This window comes from Escherichia sp. E14V7 (genome assembly GCF_004212225.1).
In the GTDB taxonomy this organism is placed as follows: Bacteria; Pseudomonadota; Gammaproteobacteria; order Enterobacterales; family Enterobacteriaceae; genus Escherichia.
On sequence record NZ_RHJJ01000035.1, the window covers coordinates 1 to 1,222 of the forward strand.

The following is a 1,222-nucleotide window of genomic DNA, read 5'->3' on the forward strand; positions in this document are numbered from 1 at the left end:
TGTAACTATATCGCTTGCCCGTGTTACCGGTGCAGCCCCCGTAACAATAAAAGATGATGCGCCTGTACCAGCCTCAATCTGGGGAGTGGTTACATCGAGACAATCCCCTGATGCCACCATCTGACCTGTATCCGGAGAATACTGGACGAAACCACCAACCGTATTTTCTGTTGTATCTGCTTTTAATGTAGCCTCAAAAAATATCCAGCCAGTTGCATCATCCTTAACAGACCTTGCTGTAACACGGCTTGTCTGGCCTGTCTTGCCAATTATGCGGGTGGTAAGGTTCAGGCTTGCTGCTCCTATTGATGTCCTTACATCCCCATCATAATGTTCAAATAAAATACGAACGGCGATATTATCAACTTCACTTTTTACCCGACAGGATATAGTTACATACTTTTCGTCACCTGAAGTATCAACCCCTCCGGTACTTGAATACAGCCCTATAATGGTATGCGCTTTACTTGTGCCAACAATCGAATCCTGTACGACAAACCGGCCATAATTAAAACCGAAACTATCTGTGCCTGTTTCTGTAACGTCCAGTGAAGTTGACTTATTCCACTTCGAAGGGTCTGTACTGTTCGGGAAGAAGTTCGTTCTTTGCCCCTCAATAAGCAGGCCATCACGTTCAAATCGTGGCTCGTCAATGGCAGCCTCTGTCAGCACACCAGATTTATTAATGTAAGTTGCTTTTGATGCGCGTTTAAACTTTACAATCTTGTCGCCAGGCATTGTTATTTCATCGTCGCCAATAACAATCTTTTTATATGACGGCGAAAAGCCCGTAATCATATCCAGTGAATCATTAAACGGAATCCAGACATCAGGCAGCGGCGGAACTATATTCACATATGGTTTTACAGCCACTTCCGCTGCAGCTTCTGCGCGGTCTGCCGCCGCTTCAGAACGTGTCGCCGCCGCGACGGCTTCATCCTTTTTCTGCCCGGCCTTTGTTGCCTCTGCTGCGGCCTCCTGCGCTTTTGTGGTGGCAGTTTCAGCCGCTGTTGTCGCTGATAATGCTTCACGACGTGCTGCGTCAGCATTTTCTGCAGATTTCTCCTCTGACGCCCGGGCATTAGTCTCTGAAAGTGATGCTGCTGTTGCTGCTTTTTCTGATGCTGTTTTAGAAGATGCAGCAGCTTTCTCGCTGTTGGCTGAATTCGTCTCTGACGTTTTCGCCGCGTTCTTCGATGAAGCCGCTGCAGTTTCGGATTTC

General features: G+C 47.5%; 1 pseudogene. It reads right to left on the bottom strand.

Features of this window, described 5'->3' with window-relative positions:
- Positions 1 to 1,222, bottom strand: a pseudogene (locus tag D9741_RS23280) (phage tail protein); the annotation flags it as partial.